The sequence below is a fragment of the Desulforhopalus singaporensis genome (genome assembly GCF_900104445.1).
GTDB lineage: Bacteria > Desulfobacterota > Desulfobulbia > Desulfobulbales > Desulfocapsaceae > Desulforhopalus_A > Desulforhopalus_A singaporensis.
In genome coordinates this window covers 25,788-50,160 of record NZ_FNJI01000014.1, presented here as the reverse complement: position 1 = coordinate 50,160, position 24,373 = coordinate 25,788, and the positions used below count along the sequence as shown (strand labels likewise).

Annotated in this window: 20 protein-coding genes and 1 tRNA gene; 7 read left to right on the top strand and 14 right to left on the bottom strand. The window is 51.5% G+C overall.

Annotated elements, in window-relative coordinates:
* Window positions 1-45 precede the first annotated feature (45 nt).
* From aprB to BLQ17_RS10985, 10 genes are all read right to left on the bottom strand, one after another.
* A complete protein-coding gene (aprB, locus tag BLQ17_RS11030; RefSeq protein WP_092222781.1) occupies window positions 46-462 on the bottom strand; it encodes an adenylyl-sulfate reductase subunit beta in 417 nt (138 codons plus the stop codon).
* Between the two features lie 257 nt (window positions 463-719).
* Window positions 720-2,861: an FtsK/SpoIIIE family DNA translocase gene (locus BLQ17_RS11025; protein ID WP_092222779.1), complete on the bottom strand. Its 2,142-nt coding sequence runs from the start codon at window positions 2,859-2,861 to the stop codon at window positions 720-722.
* Between the two features lie 202 nt (window positions 2,862-3,063).
* Window positions 3,064-3,495, bottom strand: coding sequence for a transcription antitermination factor NusB (gene nusB / locus BLQ17_RS11020; protein ID WP_092222777.1), 432 nt, complete (start codon window positions 3,493-3,495; stop codon window positions 3,064-3,066).
* Between the two features lie 133 nt (window positions 3,496-3,628).
* A complete protein-coding gene (ribH, locus tag BLQ17_RS11015; protein WP_092222775.1) occupies window positions 3,629-4,096 on the bottom strand; it encodes a 6,7-dimethyl-8-ribityllumazine synthase in 468 nt (155 codons plus the stop codon).
* 41 nt (window positions 4,097-4,137) lie between these two features.
* Complete coding sequence (locus BLQ17_RS11010; RefSeq protein WP_092222773.1) at window positions 4,138-5,352, bottom strand: bifunctional 3,4-dihydroxy-2-butanone-4-phosphate synthase/GTP cyclohydrolase II; 1,215 nt, start codon at window positions 5,350-5,352, stop codon at window positions 4,138-4,140.
* Between the two features lie 57 nt (window positions 5,353-5,409).
* Window positions 5,410-6,078 (bottom strand): riboflavin synthase, encoded by a 669-nt coding sequence (locus tag BLQ17_RS11005; RefSeq protein ID WP_092222771.1) that lies wholly within the window; start codon window positions 6,076-6,078, stop codon window positions 5,410-5,412.
* A gap of 24 nt (window positions 6,079-6,102) precedes the next feature.
* Entirely contained in the window at window positions 6,103-6,699 is a 597-nt protein-coding gene (locus tag BLQ17_RS11000) for a tetratricopeptide repeat protein (RefSeq protein ID WP_092222769.1), read from the bottom strand.
* A 1-nt stretch (window position 6,700) separates the two neighbouring features.
* Window positions 6,701-7,834: a DVU0298 family protein gene (locus BLQ17_RS10995; RefSeq protein WP_092222766.1), complete on the bottom strand. Its 1,134-nt coding sequence runs from the start codon at window positions 7,832-7,834 to the stop codon at window positions 6,701-6,703.
* Between the two features lie 43 nt (window positions 7,835-7,877).
* On the bottom strand, window positions 7,878-8,507 hold the full coding sequence (locus tag BLQ17_RS10990) for a tetratricopeptide repeat protein (RefSeq protein ID WP_092222764.1): 630 nt from the start codon (window positions 8,505-8,507) through the stop codon (window positions 7,878-7,880).
* Window positions 8,508-8,722: 215 nt separating this feature from the next.
* Window positions 8,723-9,691, bottom strand: coding sequence for a bifunctional riboflavin kinase/FAD synthetase (locus BLQ17_RS10985; protein WP_092222762.1), 969 nt, complete (start codon window positions 9,689-9,691; stop codon window positions 8,723-8,725).
* Between the two features lie 88 nt (window positions 9,692-9,779).
* Between BLQ17_RS10985 and BLQ17_RS10980 the strand changes: the two genes are divergently transcribed.
* The 5 genes from BLQ17_RS10980 to hflC all read left to right on the top strand — a co-directional run bounded on the left by BLQ17_RS10980 (window position 9,780) and on the right by hflC (window position 16,078).
* Window positions 9,780-9,866: transfer RNA gene (locus BLQ17_RS10980), tRNA-Leu, on the top strand.
* Between the two features lie 860 nt (window positions 9,867-10,726).
* Window positions 10,727-12,679 carry a phosphoenolpyruvate carboxykinase (GTP) gene (locus tag BLQ17_RS10975; RefSeq protein WP_092222760.1) on the top strand — a complete coding sequence of 651 codons (1,953 nt, stop codon included), beginning with the start codon at window positions 10,727-10,729 and terminating at the stop codon, window positions 12,677-12,679.
* A gap of 121 nt (window positions 12,680-12,800) precedes the next feature.
* Window positions 12,801-13,718: a rhomboid family intramembrane serine protease gene (locus BLQ17_RS10970; RefSeq protein WP_092222758.1), complete on the top strand. Its 918-nt coding sequence runs from the start codon at window positions 12,801-12,803 to the stop codon at window positions 13,716-13,718.
* 258 nt (window positions 13,719-13,976) lie between these two features.
* Window positions 13,977-15,104 carry an FtsH protease activity modulator HflK gene (hflK, locus tag BLQ17_RS10965; protein WP_092222756.1) on the top strand — a complete coding sequence of 376 codons (1,128 nt, stop codon included), beginning with the start codon at window positions 13,977-13,979 and terminating at the stop codon, window positions 15,102-15,104.
* Between the two features lie 35 nt (window positions 15,105-15,139).
* On the top strand, window positions 15,140-16,078 hold the full coding sequence (gene hflC, locus BLQ17_RS10960) for a protease modulator HflC (RefSeq protein ID WP_092222754.1): 939 nt from the start codon (window positions 15,140-15,142) through the stop codon (window positions 16,076-16,078).
* Window positions 16,079-16,126: 48 nt separating this feature from the next.
* On the opposite strand, the gene BLQ17_RS10955 is transcribed toward hflC, so the two are convergent.
* Window positions 16,127-16,831: a hypothetical protein gene (locus tag BLQ17_RS10955; RefSeq protein WP_092222752.1), complete on the bottom strand. Its 705-nt coding sequence runs from the start codon at window positions 16,829-16,831 to the stop codon at window positions 16,127-16,129.
* A 357-nt stretch (window positions 16,832-17,188) separates the two neighbouring features.
* Between BLQ17_RS10955 and BLQ17_RS10950 the strand changes: the two genes are divergently transcribed.
* Window positions 17,189-18,484, top strand: coding sequence for a citrate synthase (locus BLQ17_RS10950; RefSeq protein ID WP_092222750.1), 1,296 nt, complete (start codon window positions 17,189-17,191; stop codon window positions 18,482-18,484).
* 58 nt (window positions 18,485-18,542) lie between these two features.
* Here the strand turns inward: BLQ17_RS10950 and polA are convergent, their stop codons facing one another.
* Window positions 18,543-21,209 (bottom strand): DNA polymerase I, encoded by a 2,667-nt coding sequence (polA, locus tag BLQ17_RS10945; protein ID WP_092222748.1) that lies wholly within the window; start codon window positions 21,207-21,209, stop codon window positions 18,543-18,545.
* A gap of 219 nt (window positions 21,210-21,428) precedes the next feature.
* Window positions 21,429-21,962 (bottom strand): HPF/RaiA family ribosome-associated protein, encoded by a 534-nt coding sequence (locus BLQ17_RS10940; RefSeq protein WP_092222746.1) that lies wholly within the window; start codon window positions 21,960-21,962, stop codon window positions 21,429-21,431.
* A 309-nt stretch (window positions 21,963-22,271) separates the two neighbouring features.
* Between BLQ17_RS10940 and hemH the strand changes: the two genes are divergently transcribed.
* Entirely contained in the window at window positions 22,272-23,252 is a 981-nt protein-coding gene (gene hemH, locus BLQ17_RS10935) for a ferrochelatase (RefSeq protein ID WP_092222744.1), read from the top strand.
* On the opposite strand, the gene rodA is transcribed toward hemH, so the two are convergent.
* Entirely contained in the window at window positions 23,236-24,363 is a 1,128-nt protein-coding gene (rodA, locus tag BLQ17_RS10930; RefSeq protein WP_245695109.1) for a rod shape-determining protein RodA, read from the bottom strand. The two genes, hemH and rodA, sit on opposite strands and share 17 nt — an antisense overlap.
* Window positions 24,364-24,373 lie beyond the last annotated feature (10 nt).

Below are 24,373 nucleotides of genomic sequence, written 5' to 3'. Positions count from 1 at the left end.
TCCTTAGAATAATGAATTTATATCCAAAAATTTTCTGTCTTCAACTTACTTGGGGGTCGGAAGATCTGACTCGAGAAACAGGGCTTGATCATCAAGACTGGCACCTTTCTCGCCCACATAAGCATTGGCAGCACCTTCAGCGGTGGTGCGGATAGGAAACTTGAAGCGCTTCATGTTGCCGTTGCGGAACTTGACAGTCCACATAATGGAATCAGAAGATCTCATGGGATGAACTTGACCGCCCATGGGTACGAAGTCATCGTAGCCACGAACAAAGATTGCACCTTGCGGGCAAATCTTGACACAGGAGTAACATTCCCAGCAAGCGTCCGGTTCCTGATTGTAGGCGAGCATCTCCTCAACATTCAGAACCATCAGGTCATTGGGACAGATGTACATGCATGCAGTCTTGTCGCCGCCTTTGCAGCCGTCACACTTAGCAGGATCTACATAACTTGGCATTAAACTACCTCCTCAGTTTACATTAACTGTTGTGATCCTGAACAAGCAGGATCCACTTGAACTCTATACTGCGAAAATCGCTCGTCCCCCTGAGGCTCTCAGCACCAGGAAGTCGAGTAACACTACATGTAAAACCTATTTAATTTCAGTGGGATTTTCACCCCGTCACTGAATGGTTACTCATTTTCCGGTCAAGGACTTTTTATATTAGGTTGCCGGGTAATTGTCAAGAAAATTCCTCACCGTCTCATTCATGCTCAGTCGTACTCATTTCTTACAATTACTTCTCTTGGTTTAGCCCCGTCAGCAGGGCCGACAACTCCTTCTTTTTCCATCATTTCAATCATTCGAGCAGCCCTGTTGTAGCCCACTCTCAGGCGCCGCTGCACCATCGAAATGGAAGCTTGCCCCGCCTCCGTAACTATGGCCACCGCCTCGTCGTACCGGTCATCATAATCCGCCTGGTCTTCGTCGTCTGCCCCCTCTGCGTCTTCCTTGATCTCCTCCATCACCGTCTCGTCATAGGTGCTGCTCCCCTGGTTCTTCCAGAATTCGACGATCTCGGATGTCTCCTTCTCGGAGATATAGGCCCCGTGAATACGTTTGAGGTTGGCCGTACCCGGAGCAAGAAACAGCATATCTCCCGCCCCGAGCAGGTGCTCTGCACCGGATGCGTCGAGAATTGTCCTTGAATCGATCTTGGAAGACACCTTGAAGGAGATACGGGTTGGGAAATTTGCCTTTATCAGGCCGGTAAGTACATCCACAGACGGCCGTTGGGTCGCAAGAATCATATGAATACCAGCGGCCCTTGCCATCTGGGCCAACCTCGCTATAGCCGCCTCAACATCCTTTGACGCAACCATCATGAGATCCGCAAGCTCATCGACTATAACCACGATATAGGGAAGCTTCTCCTCGTTTACCTCGTTATAGGAATCGAAACTTTTAACCCTGGCCTCCTCGAGCAGCCGGTAACGCCTCTCCATCTCACGAACCGCCCAGTTCAGAGCCCTGGAAGCAAGCTTCGGGTCGACCACCACCGGGTGCAGCAGGTGGGGAATGCCTTCATAGCCGGAAAGCTCAATTCTTTTCGGATCTACCATCAAAAACCGAACCTCCTCGGGCGTTGCATTGTAGAGTATGGAGGCGATAATAGTATTGATCCCGACGCTTTTTCCGGCTCCGGTGGCGCCGGCGATAAGCAGGTGCGGCATTTTCGCAAGATTCGCCATCGCCAGGTTGCCGCCAACATCCAGGCCGAGGGCGATGGAGAGCTTGTTGGAACTCTTGCGATACTCCTTGGCACCGATCAATTCGCGAATATAGACAATCTGCCTTTTCTCGTTTGGAATCTCTATCCCCAAAGCGGCCTTTCCCGGAACAGATCCGGCGACCCTGACCGATTGCGCCTTCAATCCGAGGGCCAAATCGTCAGCGAGCCCGGCAATCTTATTAATTTTCACCCCGGGAGCAGGGGTATATTCGTAAGTAGTCACCACCGGCCCGGGAGATATACCAACGACCTTGCCAGAGACCCCAAAATTTTTCAGTTTCTGTTCCAGTTGCTGGGAAAGTTTAAAATAGACTTCGTTATCGACCTTGTTGTCATCATTGTCGCTTTTGGTGAGAATCGACAGGGGCGGCAGCTTCCAGTCACCTCTTGCCACCGGCCTGGCCGCAAACTCCTCATCGGTTTTGGTGGCAGAACCGCTGCCCCCTGTCTCCCTGACTACCGGCACAAAGGTCGCTTCACCGGTCGCGCTCTCTGCAGGTGCGACCTCTTTCGGACTTTTTGACCTGGCAACAGGAGCCGGTTTTGCGGCACCCACTGCTTCACTTGTTTTTCGCGCTGTTGCCGACTTTATCCACCCCATCGCCCGCCCGGTCAGAGAAGTGACCGATTTCAGCACCATGTATGGAGAAAACTGGATGGACACCATCAGCGAAATAAGAAACACAAGAAGGAAAACAAGGACCGCACCGCCGTGCCCGACTCCCGCCTCAAGCAGGACAAAACCGGTTTTTCCCAGAAAACCGCCGGCGTCGAGAAGTACCGGATTGTGGATGGTAAACGAGGAGAGCAGTCCGCAAAAGCTTATTATCGCCCCGGTCAGACCTATCACCACCTGGGGCAGACGGGTAAAGGAGATCCGTGAGCCGAAAAAGAGTACCGAACTGACCAGGACCATGGTCGGCAGGAAATATGCGCCCCAGCCGATGAAGCTGAACAGGATTCTGGCGACCAGGGTCCCCACCCGTCCGCTCAGGTTGCCGTCAAGTTTCAGTATGTAGGAAAACAGGCTCAGGTAGAGAAAGAGCGCGATAAAGACGCCCAAAACGGCAATCGCCTCCTGTTTCAGTCCTGGATGTGATGGTTGTTCTTTTTGTTTGGCCATGCTGCACTGTCCACTTGCGGATATGAATATTGTCAGGGTTTTCTTGCGGTTGCGGCAACAGAGGGGTGAATCGGGCTCCGCGCGGTCGTGCGCCGGGCCTGGCCGGCAACCTATTTATACAATGCTTCCGGGCGAATATGTACCCGGAAAGCGCAAATTATGCAAGAAGTGGAGGCAACAGCTGGGATAGTCCGGGTGGGGCTCAAGCGGAGCTATGTCGTGTCAGGATAGCGTCGAGAATTCCGTTGATAAATTTCGGTGAATCGGTCCCGGCGAACCGTTTTGCTATTTCCACCGCTTCATTAATCGCAACCTGGGCAGGGACATCCTCTGCGTAGATCATCTCGAAGATGGCAATCCGCAGGAGGTTCCTGTCTGTTGCGGCAATTCTTGCTACTCGCCAGTTGCTGGCTGCCTCACCTATGAGTTCATCTATTTTCCCAAGGTTGGCGCTGATTCCGCCAAGAAGCGTCTTGGCATAGTCGCGGGCCTTTTTATTCACCTGGAAAAGTGAGCAGAACAGCTCGAACCGGTCGTCCAGGTCGTAACAGTGCTGTTGCTCCGGACCTATGGTAAAGTCCTCTTGATATAAAAACTGTAACGCAGTTTCCCTTGAAATGCGGCGAGATCCCATTGTCGTAAACCGTCCGGCGTAGATTGTTGAGCTATAAAAAACAGTCCGGGCCAGACAGAAACCTGTCTGTAGCCCGGAAAACTCCCCCCTGCTGCTTCGGTGCCTAGGGCGGTCCGATTGCAGGGGGACTTGTTCAGTGAAGAGACTCCATGAGATTAGCCATCTCAATGGCGGCGACAGCAACATCGCTCCCTTTATTGCCGGCCTTGGTTCCGCTTCTTTCAATGGCCTGCTCGATAGTCTCGGTGGTCAGGACGCCGAAGAGCACCGGAACACCGGTCTCAAGGCTTGCCTGGGCCGATCCCTTGGAAACTTCATTGACAACGACGTCAAAATGCGGAGTCGCTCCGCGGATGACCACCCCGAGTACAATCACAGCGTTATATTTCTGGGATCCGGCCATTTTCTTGGCGATCAGCGGAATCTCAAATGCACCGGGGACACGTACCACGTCGATATCCGCAGGGGCTGCTCCTGAGCGGACAAGGCTGTCAAGCGCGCCTTCCAGCAGCTTCTCAACCAGAAAGGAGTTGAAGCGGGCGACCACTATCGCGAATTTCTTGCCATCCGCTTTTAAGTTACCTTCAATAAAATTTGCCATTTTCTCTCACCAATATCAGTTGATTACAGTAGTGTTCCGGATCAATCTTTTTTCACCTCGATGAGGTGTCCCATTCGGTCCCGTTTACACATCAAATATTCTTTGCTTTCCTCGCTGGCCGGCATTTCCAGCGGCAGCCTTTCAACGACCTTTATACCATATCCCTCAAGGCCGACAATTTTTTTCGGGTTGTTGGTCAGAATGGACATTTTCGACACCCCGAGATCCCTGAGAATCTGCGCTCCGATGCCATAGTCGCGCAGGTCGCTTTTAAATCCCAGCCGCAGGTTCGCCTCAACGGTATCAACGCCCTCGTTGTCCTGGAGGCAATAAGCTTTGAGCTTATTCACCAGGCCGATCCCCCGGCCCTCCTGGCGCATGTAAACGACAATTCCACATCCCGCTTGGTCGATCATCTTCATAGCCGCATTCAGTTGCAGGCCGCAGTCACATCTTGACGAGCCGAATACATCGCCGGTCAGACACTCCGAATGGACCCTTACAAGCACTTTCTCGGCATTTTCAATATCACCTTTGACCAGCGCGAGGTGCTCAAGGTTGTCGACCGAGTTGGAATAGACGATGGCCTTGAACTCGCCCGCATGCTCGGTTGGCACCCGCGCCTCGACCTGCCGCTTGACCAAGGTGTCTTCCCGCAGCCGGTAGGCAACGAGGTCGGCAATGGTCGCGATCTTGAGGTCATGTTCCTTGGAAAATTCCTCCAGGTCGGCCATCCGCGCCATGGTGCCGTCTTCATTCATAATCTCGCAAATAACACCGGCAGGTATCATACCGGCCAGCCGCGACAGGTCGACCGATCCCTCGGTCTGTCCGGCACGGACGAGAACGCCGCCGTCACGAGCTCGCAACGGGAAAATATGGCCCGGACTGACCAGGTCGCCGGGACCCGATTCCGGGTCGACCGCCACCTGAACGGTCCGTGCCCTGTCCGCCGCCGAGATTCCGGTGGACACCCCGGTCTTGGCCTCAATGGAGATCGTAAAGCCGGTTCCGTAGGGAGAGGTGTTGTTGGGCACCATCATCGGCAGACCGAGCTTGTCGACGAGATCGCCGCTGAGGGTAAGACAGATAAGCCCGCGACCGTACCTGGCCATGAAATTTATCGCGGCGGCGTCCACCGCTTCTGCCGCCATGTACAGATCACCCTCGTTTTCCCGATCTTCGTCGTCAACCAGGATAACCATTTTCCCGGCCTGAATGTCCTTTATTACATCTTCAATTGCACTAACCGCCATAATAGTCACACTTGTAAAAGATTCATCGAACGAACTTTCCGGCTTCATCCCGGAAAATTACCAAAAACCATGTTTAGCCAAAAATTCCGGATTGATGGAGTCGGATAATTCCGGTGCAGCCGCCTGCGTCCCCGCCGTTTTCGGCGCAAGCAGTTTCTCAACATATTTGCCGATTATATCGACCTCGATATTCACCCGGCTCCCCACCTTCAGTTCCCCAAGTGTAGTGACCTTGAGGGTGTGGGGTATTATCGATACAGAAAAAGATCCCGCGGTGCAACTGTTCACGGTGAGACTGACCCCGTCAATGGTTATCGACCCCTTTTCAATGATGTATCGGTCATGGACCTCGCCTATGGAAAAATCGAAAAGGGTATAATCACCGACCGGCCTGATTGCCGAAACCGAAGCCATACAGTCCACGTGGCCAGACACCAGGTGCCCGCCGAGCCTGTCCGCAAGTCGCAGCGCGCGCTCGAGGTTGACACTTTCCCCGGTAGCCAGCAAACCGAGCTTGGTTCTTGACAGCGTCTCAGGAGAGACATCCGCCGTAAAACTTCGTCCCCGGATGTTATAGGCCGTAAGACAAACTCCGTTTACCGCAATGGACTCTCCCTCTTCGGGATCGGAAATGTCGAAATCGGCTTCGAGGTTAAAAACCTGCCCGCCTCCCGATTTCTTTTTTCCTCTTATTTTACCCTGTCCTTGAACAATTCCAGTAAACATGGTTCTCACCGGCCTTTGCCGTCATCAGTTGTCAAGCTCTTCTGCTTTTTTCACAAAGTCAGCGGCAATATTTTCATGTCTGAAATTTCTGTGAATGGATGCGATGGTGCGATACGTATCGGCAGCTTTGTGTTTATCGTTTTTCTCAAGATAGATTTGCGCCATCTTCTCCAGCGTCGACACTGCTCCCTGGGGATCTCTGTTGTCCTGATATTGGTCAAGGATATCCAGGCAGGTGGAGATGGCGTCATCGTACTTCTTGAGTCCTTTCTGCGCCACGGCAACCTTGTCGAGCACCGCGAGAACACTCATCCTGTCGTTTGCTTTATCGCATATGGCAAAAGCCCGCTGGTAATGGGTCAGCGCGGTTACATAGTCTTCTTTGGCCAGACAGACATGACCGAGCTGGTTGGATGCGTTGGCGATGCCGTTCTCATCCTTTTTTTCCTCAAACCCGACCAGCGCATTGTGCAGCATAACAGCGGCCTGTCCCAGATTGCTGTTTTCAAGGTATCTTTTCCCTTCTTCATATTCAGCCTGCACCGGGTCATCATTTTTTTCCGGATTGCCAGCCTGTCCCATCGGACCTATGGAGTTGAGAGGCTGTATATCACTACTCATTTTAATCGTTTCCTCCGTGTATAAGCTTTATTGCCTGTTGTGCAGCCGCAGCGACCGTCATCGAAACCATCTCCCCTTCCTTGAAATACCGGAAACTGCTTTCATCGCTGCTCAGTTCCATGAGCTGCATGACCGCTTCGGTCGCCCGGATCCTCCCCAGCAGCCGTGCCACCTGTCCCCTGACCTGGGGCTGGGGATGCTTAAGGAAATGAAACAGGTTGTAAAAAGGTGTTTTGCGGATCAGATCCGGCCTGTTTCCCGCAATTTCGGCAAGAGCCCAGATACTCTGGTTGACGGTAGAGGGCTCACCGATATAATTGAGCAGGTACCGGGTAAACGCGCCAAAGATATCCGGACGAAAAGCGATGACATACCCGATGGTCTCAACCATCCCCCACGGGGTTGCGGCGGAATCGGAGCAGGCTTCAAAAAAACGGTGGAGCAATTCGCTAACCGCTCCCGGATCCCTGGTGGCGACCCGCTCGGAAACCCTGCCTATCAGGTATGCGATTTCCCATCTTCTCTGTTCATCGGGTTCATACAGCAGCCGCTGCAGCAGCCGCAGGGTCTTTTTGTCGTCAAGGCAGAGCGTTACCAGCCCGTCCACATCACCTGCTTCAACAAGTTTTTTCACCAGCCGCTTGGTTGCTTTCTGCTTCACCCGCTTGTCATCAGGAATCACCACAGGTTTAGCCGGACGCCGCTGCCTAAGAGCTGCCGTCTCCTGCTGCAGCTCATCTTGCTTCTTGTCCTCTATTCGTTTTGCTATCTCCTGAATATCGGTGTGCAGCCGGACAAAATAGAGGACACCCCGGACGGCACGCCCGTCAATGTTTTTGGTGGCGACCACCCGGTGTTCCTGCTCGTCATAGTTTTCAATCCGCCCGGTCAGGTAATCGTCCTCAGGCATAAGTTCCCAGGCGAAATCGGCGTTGTCGTTACATGCATATACGAGGGTTTCAACTATTGCCGAACCGACGTTATGGCCGGTCGCGTCACAGCTGTAGACCGCTCCGCACTGGCAACGTCCCACCGGAAATTCATTCATCTTGCGGACCGGCGCGTGGGAGGGTCGGCCCACTTCTATCCCGCAGAAAGGGCACCAGGGCCTGACTATACTATGTTCATTTCCCATCAAAAGTTCTCAAATTCTCAATTGGCCGGATTCAGCGACACGGCTACGCCAGCTTCTCTTCAAGGCTTGCCACAAAATTTGGATCGACCGAGTAGCCGAGCTCTTTTGCCTTGTCCATGTGGATTTTCGCCTCGGAGAAGTTGCCCTTAAAATAGAGCGCCACTGCGAGATTATTATGGCCAAGCGGCGAATCGGGTTCCAGTTCAAGCCCTTTTCGCGCGGCGGTAATCGCCCGATCGTCCTCGCCTTTCATGGTAAGTACCGAGGTGAGGTTCATCCAGGCGCTGGCAAGTTTCGGGTTACACTGTATGGCTTTGTTATAAGCCGATATAGCTTTGTCGAAATCACTTCTCTGCTGCCAGATCAGGCCGAGGTTGGCATGGGCCTGGCCGCTGTCTGAGTTGACGGCGATTGCCTTTTCGTTCATCTCCTGCGCCTTGTCGAGATCGCCCTGCCCAAAATATATGGCGCCGAGATTTATCATCGATTCACTGCTCAGGTTATCGATTACAATTGCCTTTTCAAGAGCTTTTACCGCTTCCTCGATCCGTCCGGCCTTCATATATACCAATCCGAGATGATGGAAAGCCATCACGGAGTTGGGATGCTCCTTGCATTTCTGTTCCAGTTCTTCAATAACTTTTGGTAAATCTTCTCGCAGTTCTTCAGACATAACGCCCCTCTGTGTATGTAACGCCACAATTATTGCTGCCAGCGGCAACGACCACTGTTGCCTGCTGTTATCGTATATCTCATATCGCCGCCTGAAGGCAGACCTTCAGTTCTCCCTGCTCAGACAGGCGCATACACTATAGACACCTTGGGCATACTTGCAACAATAAAATACCGGGTTGCCAGTATGCCAGCCGGCCAACATACTCGCTCGCTCTACTCGGTCTGATCCGAACAGGACATGACCAGTTCAACGGCATGCTCCTGCAGGACCTGCTTGGCCACGGCCACATCCTTTATAATTTGCTCCGCCAGTTCCTCCGGCCCGGCAAACTTTCGCTCACTGCGCAAAAACTTCAGCAGGTTAACCTTTAACGGTTTGCCGTAGATGTCCTCATTAAAGTCAAAAATATGGGTTTCGGCAACCAGCTGTTTTTCATCAAACGTGGGGTTGTAGCCGATATTGAGAATGCCGCCGTAACACCGCCCTCCATAAACCACCTGGGTGACGTATACGCCATGCTTTGGCACCAGGTCTTCTTCGTTGAACTTGAGGTTGGCGGTCGGAAATCCTATAACTTTACCGCCGCGCTGCTTGCCGACCTGCACCGTCCCTCTTATCTGGTAGTTCCTGCCGAGAAAAATCCGGGTCTTCGCCATTTGACCCTCGCGGACCATTTCCCTGATCTTTGTGGAACTGACGAGCTCGCCCTCTATGTAGTGGGCGTCAACAACGGTCACCGGGAAATTGAAAATTTCTCCCTGTTTTCTCAAAAATTCGATATTGCCGCTGCGGCCTTTGCCAAAGGCGTAGTCGTAACCGACAACCAGCTCCTTGACTCCGAGTTTTTCAACCAGCAAGTCGTTGACAAAACTCTCAGCGGTTGTCTTGGCAAACTCCCTGGTGAAAGGGATGACCAGCAGCACATCAATTCCAGCCTTTTCTATCAATTCCTCTTTCTGCGCATAGGTGGATATCAGCTTGATTCCATCAGGCATCAGCACCTGCAGGGGATGCGGATCAAAGGTAATGGCGATGCTGGTACCTTTTGTTGTTTTTGTCTTTTCAACCACTGTTGCAAACAGCTGCTGATGGCCGGTGTGAACGCCGTCAAAGTTACCGATGGTCACACAACTGTTGGTAAAAGGGTGATTAATTTCATCCGGGCTTCTGTATATTTTCATAACTTCACTTTAGACGGAAATATTTTTTTCATTTTGTGTGAAGAAAGTCTTGACAAAACTCCCTTCTCGAAGCATATTCATGCGCGTTGCCGAAGTGGCGGAATTGGTAGACGCGCTAGGTTCAGGGTCTAGTGGGGGTATCCCCGTGGAAGTTCGAGTCTTCTCTTCGGCACCATTTTTAAAATTTCAGGGGCTGCAGTCAACGTTGACTGCAGCCCTTTTTGTTTTTGTTGGCTCTTACCGTATACCATCTGGCACCACTTCCCACAATCTTTGTAACGCAAAGCTCAACTTCCTGGTCTTCAATCAACAATCAAAGGCGCCATGGCACCTGCACGGTTTTCTTTCACCAGCATGGCAGCCACGCGTTTCTTCTTCGGTGAACGTTTCTTCTTCGGTGAACTTTTCACGGCCATACACACTCCAGCCCAGCCGGGACAGCGTACTCCACCAGCGTTTTTTTCACCTCGGTCCGGTTTTACTTTACCCCTGAGAAATTGCAGAGCAAAGCGAAACCCGGATGGGTATAGCACGAATCGGCGGGAGTTGCAATCTCCCATTCTCCTCAGCGCATCAGCGCAAAGAACTGATCGTTATCTGGTCTGCCCACAACTGTTGCCGCAGACAGTTCGCCTGGTGTTACCCATTCACCGACGCCCCAAAGCCGTGGTGCAACTTTTGCTCCTTTTGCGCTTTCATCCGACGGCTGCTAAAACCTTGCGCAGGCCACCGGAAAAGTACGCAAGACCCCTTGGCTTTTTGTCAGGCATTTTCTCGATATTTATCACAAATCCTGATACATAACTTCACCATACATTATCACGATACTGTTGAATTGAATCGCCATTCAGCGACACAGCCAGCTGATGTTCATGAAATCATGTGGTTTTGGCGACTTGATTTTTTCATGTCTGGTTAAAATCATTGGTTGACGACCATATGAAAAAAACATATTATGGCCTCGTTCAGCAATTGATGTGTTTAGGGGTAATTCTTTTAAAATGGTGTGACTATATATATTTACAGGAGTAAGTAATGCTTGAGTTGAAAAAAGGCGAAGATATCCTGGCCACTGTCGGCGGCATAGAAGACATTGACCAGGCCAGGGAGCTCTTCAGCAGGACTATTGATGCGGACAATCAACAGAAACTGGCCGCAATCAAAAACGAGGAAGCGCTTGTAAAGATCGCCAACGCCATCGCGATGTGTAAACCGGATAATGTTTTCGTCAACACCGGGTCAGCAGCCGATGTACAATGGATCAAGGAATATTCGCTCAGCAAGGGTGAAGAGAAAAAACTGGCCAAGGAAGGCCACACTATTCACTTCGATCTTCCCCAGGATCAAGCCAGACTGGTCAAGCAGACCTTCTACATCGTCAACGAGAACGAAAAGATGAGTTCTCTGGCCAAGACCGTTCCGAGAAAAGAAGCCAAAGAATATGTCCAGCAATTCATGCCGGGCATCATGACGGGGAAAACTCTTATCGTCGGTTTCTACAGCAGAGGCCCCGTGGGAGCAAATGCCGCAATACCCGCCATTGAGATATCTTCTTCAGGATATGTACTACATTCAGCCGAGCTGCTCTACCGGAACTGCTTTTCCGATTTTGACGCGGAGGTCGAACGGTGCGGGCTGTTTTTCACCAACCTGCACTCCGAGGGAGACAACACTTCCGAAGATGTTCCCAATGCGCGCATCTTCATGGACCGCAGCTGGCTGACAACCTTTGCCACGTTCTGCACCTACGCAGGCAACACCCTTCTGCTCAAAAAAGGTAATCACCGGTTCAGCGTAGACTACGCCACCTACTACAAGGTCGAAGAGCAGCTCGCGGAACATATGTTCATAACCGGGTTGACCGGTCCCGGAGGACGCAAGACTTTTTTCGCCGGCGCCGCCCCCTCAGGATGCGGTAAAACCACCACCGCCATGGTGGGCAGTGACTTCATCGGCGACGACCTTGCCCAGTTCTGGATCGACGAGCAGGGAATCCTTCGAGCGATCAACCCTGAAAAGGGTATTTTCGGCATCGTCGAGGATGTCAACCGCGAAGGAGACCCGCACCTTATGGATTGTCTGCGCGGGGAAGGCACCGAAGTCATCTGGTCAAACGTACTGATAAAGGATGGTGTCCCCTACTGGGTTGGCAACGGAGAGACGTCTCCGGAGTCCGGAGTTAATTTCCAGGGAGAGTGGTTCAAGGGTAAAACCGACGAAGCCGGAAATCCCGTGCCCATGTCCCACAAAAATTCTCGGTGCACTCTGGTGGCATCGGCCATTGCCAATCATGCGACAGAGCTTTCCGAAGACCCCAAGGGAGTACCGGTCAAGGTGATCACCTATTCGGGGCGTGACTCCGATACCATGCCCCCGGTATGGGTTGCAAGGAATTCGGACAATGGCGTTGCAATAGGTGCTTCAATCGTATCCAAGGCTACCGCCACCGAGGTTGGCGCAACCGGGGTGAACAGGCAGCCTTGGGCCAACGCCCCATTCATCCCCGGGGCCCTGGCCGATTACATGAAAGCTCAGTTCACCTTTTTCAACTCCACCAGGTTCAGTGATGGCAACCGGCCGATAATCGCCGGTCTCAACTACTTCCTGACCCATGAAAACAGGGGCGGCGAAGGCAGCGGGCTGCTTGGTGAAAAACGGGACGTTAAAGTCTGGCTCGGCTGGCTTGAACTCTATGCGCACGGTGATGTCGAAGGTATCGAGACTCCCATCGGTATTGTTCCCAAGTATGACGACCTGGCCAAACTGTTTGCCACCATCAACAAGGAGTACCCCAAAGCACTCTACGACATGCAGTTTGCGATCTATGTCGATAAGATCATTGCCCGTATCGACCTGCAGACTGAAGCCTACAGCAAGGAGGCCGACATTCCCTCAACCCTTTTCGAGGTATATGACGGACAAAAAAAGGAGCTTCTAGGGCTCAAGGAAAAATTTGGTCCAGTGGTCCAGATAGATAACCTGGCCTGACCCATGCCGGTGCAGCCGCACTCCTTGCGGCTGCACCTCTTCCGGGTGCAGGACGTGTGCTCTTGACACCCTACTCCCCGATCTTGCTGCGGGGAAAAACCACCAGACAGTATCCCGGTCAATGAGCGAGAGCCACCCTACACCACCGCCCGAACACGAGGTCCTGCTGCGTACCATAACCGATCCTGACCAGCTCAATACCAGTTCACTGGTCCTGTCTGCCAAGAAAATCACCCACCGCATCCAGTGGTTCGACCAGCACCACTTCCGTATTTACGTTCACCCTGATCAGTTTGCGTCAGCCGACAGGGAACTACTTTTATACGAACAGGAAAACAGAGACTGGCCGCCGGTGGAAAAAGATGATGACTTTGCCCCCTCGTTCAAGGCAATGAGTCCGACACTGATGGCAATCCTGGTCTACATCTATCTGCAGACCGGCCAGTGGCGGTACAATGGGCCCTGGTTCGCCCAGGGATGCGGGGATTCAGGAGCCATTCTCGACCATGGCGAATATTTCCGGCTGATCACCGCCCTCACACTCCATGCCGACGCAGTCCACCTGTTGGGCAACACCATCCTCGGTGGATTTCTCATCCATTTTTTTCTCCAGCTCACCGGCAACGGCATCGGCCTTGCGGCGATACTGGTCACAGGCACAATCGCTAATTATCTCAACGTACTCGCCCATGGCCCCGGCCATCTTTTCGTGGGGTTCTCAACCGCGGTGTTCAGCGTCATCGGGATGCTCTGTACAATCAATTACGCCACCTCCGGGAAAAAGGCGGTCTACAAGACAGTCATGCCGATAATGGCTGGACTCGCCCTGCTTGCCCTTGTTGGATCCGGTGGCGAGAGAACTGATCTGGGTGCCCATTTTTTCGGACTGGTAACCGGATTGATCGGCGGCAATGTCGTCAGGTTAAAGAGCTTTGACGTGTGGCGGCGATCAACACCCCTGCAGCTCTTTTTGTCGCTGCTGTTTTTTTTCTGTATTTACGGCAGCTGGCAGCTGGCTTTTGGCAACACTACTTTTTGACAAACGGCCGGTTGCTGCACTGAACAACCTTATGTTTTTTGCGTGGTGCTTTGCGCCACCCGCTCTTTCCAAGCCGCACAATCACCAGCGGCAGACGTCATTATAGCCCTATATCGCAGAATAAATTGACGATTCAGATTGCATTCACATCAATGAGTTATTAACCTAATGGCGTTTGCATGTTAACCAAGCCGGTCTCTGATTTTTTTTTCAGGACCCAAAAATTTTATACCAAATTATCTAGCAGGAGACTCACTAATGCCCAACCAGGATCAACAGCCTCCCTGGGGTAAGAAGAACAAGCCCCAGAGCCCAGAGGAAGTAGTTGCGCAGATCATCAACAAACTGCAGGATTTCTTCGCGGACAACAAAAAATCCTCACGGCAGGACAACGGATCCGAACCCCCTTCCGGCGGTTCATCCTCGCCATTTCCAAATATCGGAAAATTACTGGCAATAGCTCTGGTTCTGCTTGTTCTCCAGGGAGTCTATTCGTCATTTTTCAAAATTGCCCCGAGTGAAGTCGGCGTGGTCCTCAGACTGGGTGAGTATTCCCGGACAACTCCCCCGGGACTGCATTTCAAGATTCCCTATTTAGATAAACTCTACAAAGTCGATGTTGAAAATATCCGCAAGGAAGAGTTCGGCTTCCGCAGCAGATTTCCCGGTCAGCAGACTACCTTTGACAGACGCGGATACGACGTTGAATCCCTTATGCTGACCGCCGACAAAAACGTCATCAACGTCGCCTGGATCGTCCAGTACAAAGTGGCCGACCCCTATGCCTTTCTTTTTAAGGTAGCGGATGTCCGGCAGGCTATCCGTGACATTTCCGAAAGTGTTACCCGGCGAATTGTCGGTAACATGGATTTTGACTACGTTCTCAGCAACCGCGACCTGCTCGCTGCCGGGGTAAAGCAGGAGCTTCAGTTGCAGCTCGACGGCCTTTTCCCCAAAGGGATGAGCGGTGTTTCCATCGGCACCGTCCAGTTCCAGGACATCAATCCGCCCGATCCGGTCAAGCCGGCGTTCAATGAAGTGAACGAGGCGGATCAGGACATGAAGAGACTGGTTAACGAAGCGCAGGAAACCTATAACCGTGTCATCCCCAAAGCCAGCGGTGATGCAAAGAAAATTATCGAGGAAGCGTACGGTTACAAGTCACAGCGCATAAACGACGCCCAGGGTGAAACCCAGCGTTTCAACGACATTCTCAAAGAATACAGAAATGCCCCGGAAGTCACCAGGCAGCGTATGTACATTGAGACCATGAAAGATATTTTGCCGCATGTAGAATCCGTCTACGTAATCGACAAGGACCAGCAGGCGCCGATCCCGCTGCTGAACCTTACCTCTCCCTCTGCTTTCGGCGGGCAAACCAAATAGTAAAAACAGACGAATCTACATAGAGGAACAACATCATGAAACAGATAGTTCAATTCTTTCTTGTCGGCCTGGTACTTCTGGCCATCGCCATAGTCTACGACGGGTTTTTCATCCTTGAGGAAGGAAAACAGGTGGTCATCACCCAGTTCGGCGCGCCGGTCGGCGATCCGGTAACCGAAGCCGGTCTCCACTTCAAGATGCCCTTTATCCAGCAGACCGAAGTGTTCGAGAAGAAGATACTTATCTGGGACGGGGACCCGAACCAGATTCCCACCAACGACAAGACGTACGTATATCTCGATGTGACCGCACGGTGGCGCATCTCCAACGCCCTGCAATTTCTTCAAGCGGTGAAGACCACCATGAGGGCGCAATCCCTGCTGAGCGACATCATCGACGGTACAGTTCGCGATATGGTTAACAAAAACGACCTTATCGAAATTATCCGCAGCTCAGACTGGTCTGTTGAGACCATGTCGGAGACCGCATCCCCTGCAACCATAGGAAAAAAACCGAACAACGGCAGGGATCAGATAGCCAGCCAGATTCTCGAGCTCGCCTCCAAAGTAACCCCCCAGTATGGCATTGAACTTATCGATGTTATGTTTAAGCGGGTAAATTATATCGATTCGGTCAGGCTGAAGGTCTATGATCGAATGATCTCGGAAAGAAAGCGTATAGCCGCAGAAAAAAGATCCATGGGTGAAGGGGAAAAAGCGGAAATCCTGGGTACCGTCGACAGAAAACTCAAGGAGATCATCTCCACAGCCAACAAGGAAGCGGTAACCATAAAGGGTAAGGCCGATGCGGAGGCGACCAGGATTTACGGTACTGCCTACTCCCAGGATCCGGAATTCTACGCCTTCCAGAAGACCCTTGAAAGCTACAAGGATATCATCGGCAAGAACTCCTCGCTGGTGCTGTCATCTGATTCCGATCTCTACAGGTTCCTGAAATCCATTGAAGGGAAATAACAGAACGGATCCCTAGGCGAGCATGATCTGAAGGAGCTGTCGTTGCTGTTACGGCCGCTCCTTTTTTATTTTGTTGCCTGCTCTGTCGACCCCCTTGCTGGTCCCAGGGTAGGCAGGCGATTGTTCTTTAGAGAAAACAATCCTTCCCTTGTCGTGCAGAAGATCGGCAAACGCTTCAAGCTGGTCCTCGTCTTCGATCTCGTCCACATCAAGCAATTCAAACCTGCAGTTACAGCTGGCCAGCTGACCTTCGCACCACGGACACACCTCCACCACACAACCCAGCAGATGATATTCTCCACCCTCAACTCCGCAGACCGGGCAGGTATTGGTTTCCTCTCCGCCGGTTTTAGGATACTCAGCAAGCTTTTCAACGGGAGGACACGATTCTCGAAACTCTTTCTGTGACGAATACTCAAAAAAAGTAAGCACCTCGGTTTCCATTTCGCTCAGATATTCTCCGATGAAAACCACCCTGTCCTGGGAGCAAAGATAGAGGTAAGCGTGGTGATCGGTTGCAACCACGAACAGGTAAATACCATCTTTATACTGTAATTTCGATACTTTGATCACAGCATCCTCCCGCGCCTCCGGGAGAATCGAGTAGTGATTTTTGAGCAGTTTCAGAACGAGGATGCTGCGGCAATACTCTGCCACCAATTTTTTCGCCTGTTCCCCTCCGCTGTCGACACCGTAATCAATCAGCAGCCCGATATCTTCCACCAGTTGTTTTGCCTGCTCTGCCACCGCCATCTGTTTCTCTTGGGTTATTGTTGTCAGCTTAATTACGACCGGATTACAGCAGCACCGCCGGTCGCCTGTCTCAGGGAATATTAATGTGATTTGCTAAAAAGTCAAAAATATAGTATATATTTTGGTCAATAGCCGTTTAAACGGATATTTCACAGAATCAACCCCCTCATAATCTGAATTTTTTTCGCCTGTTACACCATCCCGGCAAATATTCCAAAAGCGCCGGACACCTGATATCCAGCCGACCAGTACCCTGCCAGGCTCCATCACCTCACCACCAGGCGGCAGGAAAAATTATAAAATTGAAGTGGGAGTTCTACGCTGAATCACCGTTTCGCAACTTTAAGAGGAATTAATATGTCACAAGAATATGCTACCCTAACAATCAAGGACCAGACGTATCAGCTGCCACTCATCGAGGGAACGAGGGGAGACAAGGCTATCGATATCCGGTCCCTGTTGAGACAGACTGGTTATATAACTCTTGACAGCGGATTTTCCAATACCGGTTCCTGTACTTCCGCAATAACCTACCTCGACGGTGCCAACGGTATCCTCGACTACTACGGATATGCGATTGAAGAGCTCGCCGAGAACTGTTCCTTTACCGAGGTAGCCTATCTCATCCTCCATAAGGAACTGCCAACCTACGACCAGCTCGAGTCGTTCAAGCACGACATGGTAAGATTTGCCCTGCTCCATGAGGATATGATCCATTTCTTCGACCATTTTCCCCCCAACGCCTCACCCATGTCAATTCTTTCGACCTCCGTCAATGCACTGCACAACTACTATCCGGAGATGGACGAGGAGCTGGACCCTTACGGCGGATACACGGTGACCGCGGCGCGGTTGCTGTCAAAGATCAGGACTATTGCCGCTTTTTCCTATAAGAAGAGCATAGGCCATCCGCTGGTCTATCCAAGCGCCAGGCTGAACTACTGTGAAAATTTTCTCAACATGATGTTCGACCGGCCCAATCTTCCCTACAGGATCAGGCCGGAATTTGCGTCGGCATTAAATAAACTTCTCATCCTCCACGCCGACCATGAGCAGAACTGCTCCACCTCCACGGTGCGGCTTGTCGGCAGCTCCGGCTGCAACCTCTACGCGTCAATTTCAGCAGGGATAAGCGCGCTGTGGGGGCCGCTTCACGGCGGGGCGAACCAGGCGGTTGTCAAAATGCTCGAGGCGATCCTCCACGATGGCGGCGACTTCCGGAAATATATCGAAAAAGCCAAAGACAAAAATGATCCCTTCAGATTGAGCGGGTTTGGTCACCGGGTTTACAAAACTTTTGACCCGCGGGCAAAAATCATCAAGCAATCCTGTGCGGAAATAATGAACCTGCTGGAAATAAACGATCCTCTTCTTGATATCGCCCTTGAACTTGAAGAGATTGCCAGAACAGACGACTATTTTGTGTCAAGAAACCTCTACCCTAATGTCGATTTCTACAGCGGAATCATCTACCGGGCCATGGGAATACCGACCAATATGTTTACCGTTATGTTTGCCATGGGTCGCATGCCCGGCTGGATCGCCCAGTGGACTGAAATGGTAGAAGACAAGGAAAACGCCAGGATAGGCCGTCCCCGCCAGGTTTACGCAGGCAACACCAGAAGGCCCTTTGTCCCGATGAAAGACCGGTAATCTCAGAACTTTCCGGCGGCTGCCGTGCCGCCGGAAAGTGTTCATTGCTCTTTTCCCATCATTTAGCCAGGCTATGGCCAAGCTCAAAATTGACCACCAGGGGAACTTCCAGGTCAATGACGTTTTCCATTGCCCTGGCAACTACCGGACGCATTTGCTCCACCTCGTCCTCAGGGAGTTCGAATACCAGTTCATCATGGATCTGCAGCAGCATCTTTGCTGAAAACCCATTTTCATCGATCGCTTTCTGGCACTCTATCATTGCCAGCTTGATGATGTCCGCGGCCGTTCCCTGGATCGGCGTATTGATGGCCATCCGCTCGGCAAATTCTCTCTGAACCCTGTTTTTCGAGTGTATATCCGCCACCGTTCTGGTTCTGCCAAGCAGGGTTGTCACCCTCCCCTCTTCCTTGGCCCTGGCCACGATATCCCGCATAAAATCCTGCACGCCGGTATAGAGGTTAAAGTACCGATCTATAAACCGCTGGGCATCCTTGCGGCTGATATCAAGCTGGTTCGACAGGCCAAAAGCACTCATGCCATAAACGATGCCGAAGTTGATAGATTTTGCCACCCGGCGCATTTCGTCATTTACCAGTAGCGACGATACACCAAAAATCTCCGCCGCGGTTCTTGCATGTATATCCTCACCGGACCTGAAGGCATTTATCAGCGCCCTGTCCCCGGAATAGTGGGCCAGCACCCGGAGATCGATCTGCGAATAGTCGGCTGAAAGAAAAATTTTGTTTTCCTGGGGAACAAATGCTTCCCTGATCGACCGGCCCTCTTCGGTTCGGATAGGAATATTCTGCAGATTCGGCTCACTTGAGGACAGTCTGCCGGTGGCGGTCACCGCCTGATTAAATGATGTATGAATTCTACCGGTCCGGTCATCCTTGAGCTGGCTGAGTTTGTCGACATAGGTGGAAAGCAGTTTAGCCGTCGTCCTGTAGGCAAGAACCCGGGCAGGCAGGTCATGCTTTCTGGCCAGTTTTTCAAGCACCTTGACATCAGTTGAAAACCCTGTTTTTGTTTTCCTGCCGTGGGGCAGCCCCAGCTCCTCAAACAGGATTGTCCCGAGCTGTTGCGGGGAGTTTATATTGAACTCGCGGCCTGCCAAATCATGAATATTCTTTTCAAGTCCCTGCAGTTTCTCGCCGAACTCGATCTTCAGTCTCTGCAGCACGTTGGAGTCGACACATATTCCGGCCATCTCCATATGGGCGAGAATCGGCAGCACCTTCATCTCCACATTCCAGAACAGGTCCACCACCCCTTTTTTGTCCATCTCGGCCTCGAATTCCTGCCACAGCATTAGGGTTCCGTACACATCCTCGCAACTGTAGTCGGTTGCGTCTTCTATGGACACGTACGAAAAACAATCCTCCCTCTTGTCCCCCCCCACGACCTCGCTAAAAGGGGTGAGCTTGAAGCCTTTTGCCAGACACAGATCGTCGAGTTTTAACGACCGGCCTCCTGATTCGTTGAGATAGGCTGCGATCAAGGTGTCGGCGATTTTTCCCTTGAGCTCAATCCCGCTGGTAAAGAGCACCGTGAAATCATACTTTATATTATGACCGACCTTGAGGAGATGCTCCGACTGCAGGTAGGGTTTTAAAAACTGCAGGACCACCTCCTCTCCCAGTTGATCCGGCTCCAAATTGCCGGCTTCATCCCGATGCCCAACCGGCAGGTAATAGGCTTTTTCCAGGGTGGTACAGAGCGAGATGCCAACCAGCCTGGCCTTGCGGGCAACCAGGGAGGTTGTTTCGGTATCGATCACCAGAATGTCAGCCTGATCAAGCTCCTCCTTCAACCCTTGCAGCTGGTCTTCTGATCGAACCGAGACAAAACCGCTGGTATCGATTCTGGTTGAGAGATCGACTCCTTTCAACAGGTTGGTAAATTCAAGCTCGGCATAGAGATTGTATAACTTTTCCTGGTCAGGTTCGACTACGTGATATGCTGTAAGATCTTTTGGAATTTCAACGTCCCGCTTGAGATCGATAAGGGTTTTGGAGAGATAGGCCTGCTCCTTGTTGGCGATAATCTTCTCTTTCATTTTCGATTTCTTCAACCCGGCAACATTATCATATAATCCGTCAAGTGAACCATGGCCTTGTATCAGTTTCTGGGCTGTTTTCGGCCCGACCCCCGGCACCCCGGGGATATTGTCGGACGAGTCACCAACCAGGGCGAAATAGTCGAGCAGCTGCGCCACGCTCACCCCGTACTTATCCATGACTCCTTCAGCATCAATCACCTTTTCCTTCATCGGATCGTAAATCGTCACCGAATCGCCAGCCAGCTGCAACAGGTCCTTGTCCCCTGAAACAACAACCACTTCGTTTTCGGGGCTGGTAAAGAAATCGACCACCGAGGCGATGATATCATCGGCTTCAACTCCCGGGGTTTCAAGCATCATGATATTGGTCGCCTCGACGAACTGCTTTATATACGGGATCTGTTCCTGGAGATCGGCTGGCATAGTCGGCCGGTTGGCCTTGTAGTCGCGGTACAGTTGATGTCGAAAGACCTCGCCTTTGCTGTCAAAAGCGATTGCCATATATTCCGGCTTCCGCTCGCGCAGCAGCCGGTTGACCATGTTGACAAAACCGAGAATCGCATGGGTTGCCGTCCCCCGACTGTTTGAAAGCGGGGCGATTGCATGATAGGCTCTGTAGATATATGCGCTGCCGTCTATGAGATAGAGTTGGTTTTTCAAGAAATTGCTCCAATGTTATTATTTCCGGATATTGGTGCGAGCCGGTAATTCATCAGGTACCTACAGCTCTACTGGCTGTTTTGTCATTATTACCGACAAGACAGGATATAGTATCCTAAAATTCCTACAGATGCATGCAGTTCACCGCTGCCTGTAACAAAAAAAGGTCCGGGAGTAACTCGTCCCGGACCTTTAAAAACTATTTATGTGTAATACGTCTTAGTTGTTCGACCTCACCCACGACGCTTGGGGACCCTTGTCTCCATAGGTTTCGCCGAAGGCAACGCTGTCGCCCTCGGTAAGATCATCCATATTGATGTTTTTGAGCGCATTTTCATGGAAATAGATATCTCTTTGATCTGCAGAAGTTATAAATCCGTAGGATTCATGCGGAGAAAGCTTGCGGATTACGCCAACTCCTTCTGCAGCCTCGGGACTGGCGGGCACCTTCTTGCTTTTCCTTTTCTTTCTCTGGATTTCCTTGAGCTGTAACGTCAGCACGTCAAACGACTCGGTAAGCGCCGCCCGTACCGTTTCGGAATTTCTTGTGACCACAACGGTATCGTTTGGCACCGATGCAACAAGTTTGATCTCAAACCCTCCCTCCTTATAGTGGGACGTGGCTTCAATGCTGACACGCAGGTGGAGTACAAAATTCGCATAATGTCGGATCAGCTTTTCCTGCTCCTCCTGGATCTTTGTCTGCCATCCTTTACGTAATTCAACATTTCGGGCTTCGATCTTCAGTTCCATATAATTCCTCCATCTCAGATTCAAACAGTGGCCGAAGCACTGTTCTCCCCAAGCGCTTTAAAGCGCTTACCATGCAGGACCATCATCCCTGGCAGGGCGATCGCCAGACGAAGTGCCGGATGGTAACTGCTCATACAAATATTATATTCCAACATCGACTTTAATCAAGGAACCGGGTTTGCTTTACCCTAGTATTTCAGGCATATCTAACTTTTTATTCCGCCATTTTTCCAGAATAATGGCATTTATGGTTAAATCTTTGTACAATACGAACCTTTGAGCAATATAATGAATCGACTGGAGTTTTTTATGACCGCCGATAAAAAGGGAATCGTCCTCCTGAACATGGGCGGGCCGGACAGGCTCGATGATGTCCGGCCATTTCTTTATAACCTCTTTTCGGACAGGTCGATTATACGACTCGGTCCCCCCTTCCTGCAAAAAGTCATCGCCTGGTACATTGCCCGTAAAAGGGCGCCGAAATCGAGAAAACTCTATGAGAAGATCGGCGGGAAATCACCGCTTAGGGAAATCTCCGAGGCCCAGGGTGCGGCCCTGAAAAAATCCTTGCGCCAGGCCGGCGATTTTGAGGTGACCGTGGCCATGCGTTACTGGCCGCCATACGCGTCACACGCCATTGAACAGCTCAAGGCGTGCGGGGTACAAAACATTACCCTGCTCCCTCTTTACCCACACTTTTCCAGGGCGACTACCGGCTCATCGATCGACCATTTTTTAGCGTGCCTCGAAAAATCGAAATGGTCCGTACCGGTCAGCTGTATCAACAGCTGGCCCACTGAAGAAGCGTATGTTGAAGTGTTGGCCCAACATATTCTTCAAGCGGCGAAAGTCATCGGAAAGAAGGTCCAGGTCGTATACAGCGCTCACAGTCTGCCTGTTTCGTTTATCAAGGAAGGTGACCCTTACGTCGATCATATCAAAGCGACCATAGCTGCGGTTGAAAAAATCACTTTGATGAGGGGGAAACTCTGCTTCCAGTCCCGCTCCGGTCCGGTGGAGTGGCTCTCGCCCTCCACCCCGGAGATGATAACGACGCTTGGGAAACAAGGATGTCGGAGCATTGTCATGGTGCCGATCAGCTTTGTCTCCGATCATATCGAGACACTGTATGAAATCGATATTCTCTATCGGCAGCAGGCCATGGAGCTTGGCATGGAATTTGTTTCCACCCGGGGGCTGAACACCTCGCCGTTGTTCATCAAAGCGCTTCACCGGCTGGCGCTTGCCGGCGGCAATGAATTGACGCCTGCTGCTAGTCGCCTGACATAGACGGCTGGAACCGCCTCATCCTGACATTCATCAGGATGGAAAGCCCCAACACCGTCGTCAACAGCGATGAACCGCCGTAGGAAACCAGCGGCAGAGGAATCCCCACCACCGGAAGAAACCCCATTATCATGAACAGATTGATAATCGCCTGCCAGAAGATGAGCACCACCACTCCGAACGCCAGCAAAACGCCGAACCGGTCCCTGGCGTTCATTGCGACATAAAGTCCCCAGAACAGCAGCAGGAAATAGGTGCCGAGAAAGATGAGCGATCCGACAAAGCCCCATTCCTCAGCCCAGACAGAAAACGCAAAGTCTGTGTGTCTTTCAGGAAGGAAATGGAGATGGCCTTGGGTTCCCTCCAGATACCCCTTGCCGAATTTTCCACCGCTGCCTACGGCAATTTTAGACTGCAGGATCTGGTAGCCGTGGCCCATCGGGTCGTTTTCCGGATTGAGAAAAGTCTGGATACGCTGTTTCTGGTAAGGTTTCAGCAACTTTTCCCAGGCGAAAACCCCAATCCCCATGCCGAGACTTCCCATGATCAGATAGGTCGACATGCGCAGTTTCACAAACACCGTCATGGAAACAAAGATTATCCCGAGCATCAGGGCCGTTCCGAGGTCAGGCTGCAGCAGAATCAACAGAAAAGGTACTGCGGTGAGCAGTACCGGAACAAAAAGATCCGTGATACTGTACCCGTCATTAATTTCCTTTCTTGAATAGTAGCTTGCAAGGGTTATGACCAGCATCAGTTTTGCCGGTTCAGACGGCTGCAGTTTAAAAAACCCCAGATTAATCCATCGCTGCGCTCCTCCCGCCTTGTCTCCGACGAAAAAAGCAAGCAGCAACATCAGCACGATCAATCCGTAAAACGGATAGTTCCACGAGTGCAGCTCCTGATAGTCGAAACTGATGATAAAAACAAAAGAGGCAAACCCCATGAGAAAGAAAATCCCCTGCTTCACATAGGGCGGAGTTCCTAAAGCCTTCGGGGAAAAAGACGCACTGTAGAGGTTGAAATATGCCATTGTGCAGACAAGGACTATCAGCAGGAGCAGAATTACGTCAAAATGTTCCAGAAGCCGTCTGTCGATTCGCAACATCTTCATTTTTGGGTCC